Source organism: Paraburkholderia sp. BCC1885, assembly GCF_900996235.1.
Lineage (GTDB): Bacteria > Pseudomonadota > Gammaproteobacteria > Burkholderiales > Burkholderiaceae > Paraburkholderia.
In genome coordinates this window covers 1-457 of sequence record NZ_CAAJGM010000147.1, presented here as the reverse complement: position 1 = coordinate 457, position 457 = coordinate 1, and the positions used below count along the sequence as shown (strand labels likewise).

The following is a 457-nucleotide window of genomic DNA, read 5'->3' as shown; positions in this document are numbered from 1 at the left end:
AAGGTGACGCCCGATGCATACCGCCACGATACGGCGGCCGCACGCTACCCGACTGTCAGACAAGGATTCCAACGATGCTCGGCGAGATCGCCCGCTTTCTGCTAAATACCGTATTCACGCTGTTCGGCGCAGCCCTGCTGCTGCGCGCCTGGATGCAGGCGGTACGCGTGCCGCCGTACAACCCCGTCACGCAGGCCGTGCTGCAGGCGACCAACTGGATCGTGCTGCCGCTGCGCCGCGTCATCACCGGTACGCGCGGCATCGATTGGGCCAGCGTGGTGGCGGCGCTGCTGACCGCCTTCGTCTACGTGGTGCTGATGATGTCGCTGGCCGGCATGGACGTGTTGTCGATCCTGCCGACCATCGTGATCGTCGCCCTGCTGACCATCGCCAAATGGGCGCTCAACCTGGTGCTGTGGATGACGATCCTGATGGCGCTGCTGTCGTGGCTGAACCC

The 457-nt window shown here is 64.8% G+C and carries 1 protein-coding gene; it reads left to right on the top strand.

What is annotated here, in order from left to right; genetic code table 11:
* Window positions 1-74: 74 nt before the first annotated feature.
* Window positions 75-457, top strand: a 383-nt coding sequence (locus FQ755_RS14970) for a YggT family protein (RefSeq protein ID WP_144155448.1), incomplete at its 3' end; no start/stop codon positions are given.